Below are 4,724 nucleotides of genomic sequence, written 5' to 3' on the forward strand. Positions count from 1 at the left end.
ACCGCGCCGCCTCCGCGACACCCCGCGCGGCGAACGCCGCCGAGCTGATCCGCTGCTGCTCGGCCCGGGTGCGGTTCTGCAGGGCGCGGGCGTACCCGGACGACAGCGCCCCGAGCATCGAGACCGGGCGCCGCACCTGCTCGGCGCCGTACCACGCGTCCGCGATGTGGGCGGCGATCACGTCGATCGAACGGCGCAGCGTCGCCGGGTCGGTGAGGTGCGCGTCCACCAGCGCCGCCCCGACCGCGGACGCGGTGTCCGGCGCGGCACGCCCGTCCAGGACGTCCACGATCCGTCCGGCCAGCGTGAACAGTGTGGCGGCCAGGTCGGCCCGGCTGGTCGAGACGTAGTTGCCGGCCTCGAGCGCGTCGGTCCAGGCCACGGCGAGCCGCCCGACGGCGGCCTCGCGATCGCCGTCCGCGCTCGGTTCGGGGGTGTCCCGCTCGTGCTCCACCACTCAGGTGAACGCGACCCCGGCGTGACCGGGATACCGCTCGGACGCAGGACCGGTCCCGGCCGGTGAGTCGGGACGCCACATCGGGATCCGCACCACGCCGGGGTCGACCAGGGTCAGGTCGCCGAACAGCTCGGTCACCTCCGCGCGGGTGCGCATGCGCATGGCGTTGGGGGAGCGCTGCTGGTTGTAGATGGCCTGCGCGTCCGCGGCCTCGTCGTTGCCCTCGTGGGTCGCATGGCTGATCACCAGGTGGCTGCCGCGCGGCATCGCGTCCAGGTAGGTCCGGATCACCTCGGCGGGACGGAGCTCGTCGCCCACGAAGTGCAGCACCGACACCAGCAGCACGGCCACCGGGCGGGACAGGTCGAGGTGCTCGCGCAAGATCGGGTCGGCCAGGACCCGTTCCGGGTCGGCCAGGTCCGCGGCCAGGACCGCCGTCTGCTCGTTGCCGGCCAGCAGCTCCCGGCTGTGCATGACCGCGACCGGGTCGTGGTCGACGTAGAGCACCCGGGACCGCGGCGCGAGCTGGCCCACGATCTCGTGCACGTTGCCGGCCGTCGGGATGCCCGATCCCAGGTCGAGGAACTGGTCGATGCCGGCCTGGCACAGGTGGCGCACCGACCGGCGCAGGAACGCGCGGTTCTGCTGGGCGATCGCGGCCATGTCGGGCAGGACGCCGAGCACCCGGTCGGCGAACTGCCGGTCGGACTCGAAGTTGTGCGAGCCGCCGAGGTAGTAGTCGTACACGCGGGCCACGCTCGGGTGAGTCAGGTCGACCTCGTCCGGAGCCCAGTTCGGCCGGTCCATCACGTCCCCCCACCGCCGGCGACACCGGCATCGAACCCGATGTTGCTGCCAGTCGACGACAGTAGCCCGCCGGGACCGCCCGCACCTGTCGTACAGGTGAGGTATGCCCCGTTGGTGCTGCCGGGGGAGCAGGGCCCGTCACGGCCCGGGGCGGATCCCGGCGACCTGGACCAGGTCCCCCCGCCCGGACACGCCGAGCTTCGCGTAGACCGAGCGGAGCACGTTGTCCACCGTGCGCACCGACACGACCAGCTCGCCGGCGATCGCCTTGCTGGTCATCCCGGTGGCCGCCAACGCGGCGATCTCGTGCTCGCGCGGGGTGAGGTCGTCGGAGGAGTCCAGCAGTGCCAGCGCCGGCGTGCGGGCACCCTCGCAGTCCTGGGCCCACGCGCGGGACCGCGACGCCGCCGCTGCGGCGGACCCGAGTCTCCCGGCGCCCCGGTGGGCCTGCGCGGCCTGCGCCGCCGCCTCCGCGGCGAGCAACCGCATGCCGAGGCCGGCGAAGCGCACCGCGACCGCGTCCAGACCGGCGCCGTCCCGGGCCGCCAGCGCGCGGGCGTGCTCACCGTAGGCGCGCTCCAGCGGGCTCTCGACCCCGGCCGTCAGCTCGACCAGCCGGTCGGTGACCTCCCCGGTGACGCCCAGCCGGACGGCGGCGTGCAGCGCCTGGAGCCGGTGGCCGCGGGTCTCGGTGTCCCCGGCCGCGGTGAGCGCGATCGTCGCGGCGTGCGTGGTGCGGCCCTCGACCCCGGCCAGGAACACCCTGGCCGGGTGCGCCCACCCGGCCAGGAGCATGTCGCCGGGGTTGCGCTCGCCCTCGGCGAGCACGTCCCGGGCGCGACCGGCGCGGCCGGTGCTGGCCAGCGCCGGCGCCAGCTCCCCGACCAGCGGCATCGCGAACGAGAAGCCGGCCGCCGGCACCGCGGCGGCCGCCTCCAGCAGCCGGCTCGCGGCCGTCACGCAACGACCGCGGCGGCCGGCGACGATGCCCAGCCAGGTCCCGAACAGTGCGGCGTAGCGGTCCAGCCCCCGCTCCAGGGCGTCCCGGTGACACGGCAGCGCCACCCCGTCCGCGGCGTCGAGGTCCCCGGACTGCATCAGGGCGTACCACCAGGCGGCGAGCAGCTCGAAGTGCAGCCACCCGCCCGCGCCGTCGTCGACGGCCAGCGACGTCGGACGGGCGCGGCGCGCGTAACCGATCGCCGCGCCGTAGCTCCCGGCCCTCGCCGCGGCCATCGCCGCCACCGCCAGCGCGGGCAGCGCGGCGCCCGCGCCGTCGGCGACCGGCGCGATGACCCGCACCGCCTCCGCGGGCCGGCTGTCGACCAACGCCCGGAACGCGCGCAGCACGGTCCGCGCGGGCGGGTCGCCGTCGTGCGCAGGCGCGTCGCCGATCGCCTCCTCCAGCACTTCGGCGGCGCGGTCGAAGGCCCGCAGGCCCCAGTACAGGTTGTGCACCCGGACGACGGCGACGTCCAGGCGCAGGTCGTCGGCCCGCCGGCCCTGCTCGTCGCGGCCGTACGGGCCGGTCAGCTCCGCGAGGACGGCCTCGGCGGGCTCCGGGTGCCCCAGCCGGATCTGGGCGCAGGCCAGCCGCAGCCGGGCGGCGGGCCCGGCCTCCTGCTCGGCGGCGGCGGCGAGCAGCCGCTCGGCCAGGGCCGGGTTGCGCGCGTGCATGTCCAGCGCGACGGTCAGCAGCTCGTCCGGGTCCGCGCTCAGCCCCTGGGCCGCCTGCCAGGAGACCAGCCGCGCCCGGTCCCGGGCGTGGTGATGTCCGAGCGCGGCCACCGCGTCGGAGAGCCGGTGGTAGATCTCGCGCTCCTGCAGCGGCGTCGACCGTCCGCGCAGGATCTCGGTGTGCAACGGGTGCGTCAGGTGCAGGTCGACGCGCTGCCCGTCCTGGGTCGACCGCAGCAGCCCCCGGCGCTCGGCGGAGGCGAGCACGTCCGCGCTGAACAGGGCCACCGCGACCTCGCTGTCCAGCGGCTGACCGAAGGCCAGCAGGCGCATCAGGTCCAGCTCGGCGGGGTCCAGGTCGCCGGTCTGCGCGTCGATCATCTCGCTCAGCCGCGGGGTGCCCGGGAACGGGCCCTCCCACCGCCACACCGCGCCCACCCGGTGCAGCGTCCCGGCGTCCCGGCCGCCGTCGACGAGCTCGCGCAGGAACAGCGGGTTGCCCCGGGACAGCCGCCACAGGTGCGCCAGCGCCCCGCCGTCGACGATCGTGCCCGGCTCGTCGTCGCACATCGCGTGCACGACCAGCCGGTCGCTCTGCCCGCGGTCGAGCTCGCCGATGTCGAGACGGTCGGCCAGCCCCTCCTTCCACAGCGCGAACACCGGCGCCGGGACCACCACGCCCGACGGCGCCGTCACGATCACGAAGGCGTCCCCGGACACGGCCAGCTGCTCGAGCAGGATCGCCGACGTCTCGTCCAGCACGTGGGCGTCGTCGACCGCCAGCACGACCCGCGCCCCGCCGGCCCGGGCGTGCAGGTGCCGGCGGGCCTCGCGAAGCAGCCGCGCGGTCGGGACACCGCCCGGGTCGAGCTCGGGGAACAGGTGCGACATCGCGCCGAGCGGGATCGACGAGGTGGACCGGCCGGCCATCACCCAGCTCGGCGACCACCCCGGCCCGCCGCAGACCGCCGCCAGCGCCGCCCGCGCGAGCCGGGTGCGCCCGACGCCGGGCGGACCGACCAGGACCATGCCGGCGCGGCGCCCGGACCGGGCGGTGGACACGATCGTGTGCAGGGTCGCGGCCCGTCCGACGAGTGGCCAGCCGCCGCCCATGCGCGCGCCCTCCTGTCCAGGTCCACTGCTCGTGCCCGGCCACGGGGGCCCACGCGGATGGTCGCGCTCGTCGACGGTGGTGGCAATCGCCCGCACGCCCCCTTCTGCACCGGCCTCCGGAGGGCGTTCTCGTTCCCCGGGGCGGGGACGTTTCGGGTGCGGCCCCGGATTTCGCCCGTTCGGCCGCACGCCCGCTCGGTACCGTCGGGGTCATGACCGCCCCCGCATCCACCCCACGCCGAGCGATCGCGCGGGTCCTGCCGCCGTCGCTGCGCACGGCGGCGGGGACGATGCTGCTGTTCACCGCGCTGCTCTACCTGGCCGAGGCGGTGGACCAGGCCTCGGGCAACGCGCTCGACGACGCCGGGGCGATCGTGCCGCGCTCGGTGCAGGGGCTGACCGGGATCCTCACCGCGCCGCTGCTGCACGTCGGCTTTGGCCATCTCGTGAGCAACACCCTGCCGTTCCTGGTCTTCGGCTTCCTGGCGATGGCCGGCGGCTTCGCGCAGTGGTTCATGGTCACGGCGCTGATCTGGGTGGCCAGCGGGATCGGCGTCTGGCTGATCTCGCCCATGCCGGTGCTCGGCGTCTCCGGGGTGATCTTCGGGTGGTTCGTGTTCCTGCTCGCCCGCGGGTTCTTCGCCCGCAGCGGGCGGCAGATCGTGCTGGC

The 4,724-nt window shown here is 75.8% G+C and carries 3 protein-coding genes and 1 pseudogene; 1 reads left to right on the forward strand and 3 read right to left on the reverse strand.

Features of this window, described 5'->3' with window-relative positions:
• From I4I78_RS30505 to I4I78_RS30515, 3 genes and pseudogenes are all read right to left on the reverse strand, one after another.
• Window positions 1-457 (reverse strand): annotated as a pseudogene (locus I4I78_RS30505) (hypothetical protein); the annotation flags it as partial.
• A complete protein-coding gene (locus tag I4I78_RS30510) occupies window positions 458-1,264 on the reverse strand; it encodes an SAM-dependent methyltransferase (protein WP_218614974.1) in 807 nt (268 codons plus the stop codon).
• A 138-nt stretch (window positions 1,265-1,402) separates the two neighbouring features.
• Window positions 1,403-4,054 carry a LuxR C-terminal-related transcriptional regulator gene (locus tag I4I78_RS30515; RefSeq protein ID WP_218614975.1) on the reverse strand — a complete coding sequence of 884 codons (2,652 nt, stop codon included), beginning with the start codon at window positions 4,052-4,054 and terminating at the stop codon, window positions 1,403-1,405.
• Between the two features lie 212 nt (window positions 4,055-4,266).
• Between I4I78_RS30515 and I4I78_RS30520 the strand changes: the two genes are divergently transcribed.
• Window positions 4,267-4,724: rhomboid family intramembrane serine protease (locus tag I4I78_RS30520; protein ID WP_218614976.1), on the forward strand; the 458-nt coding region annotated here is incomplete at its 3' end.

The sequence above is a fragment of the Pseudonocardia sp. KRD291 genome (assembly GCF_019263595.1).
In the GTDB taxonomy this organism is placed as follows: Bacteria; Actinomycetota; Actinomycetes; order Mycobacteriales; family Pseudonocardiaceae; genus Pseudonocardia.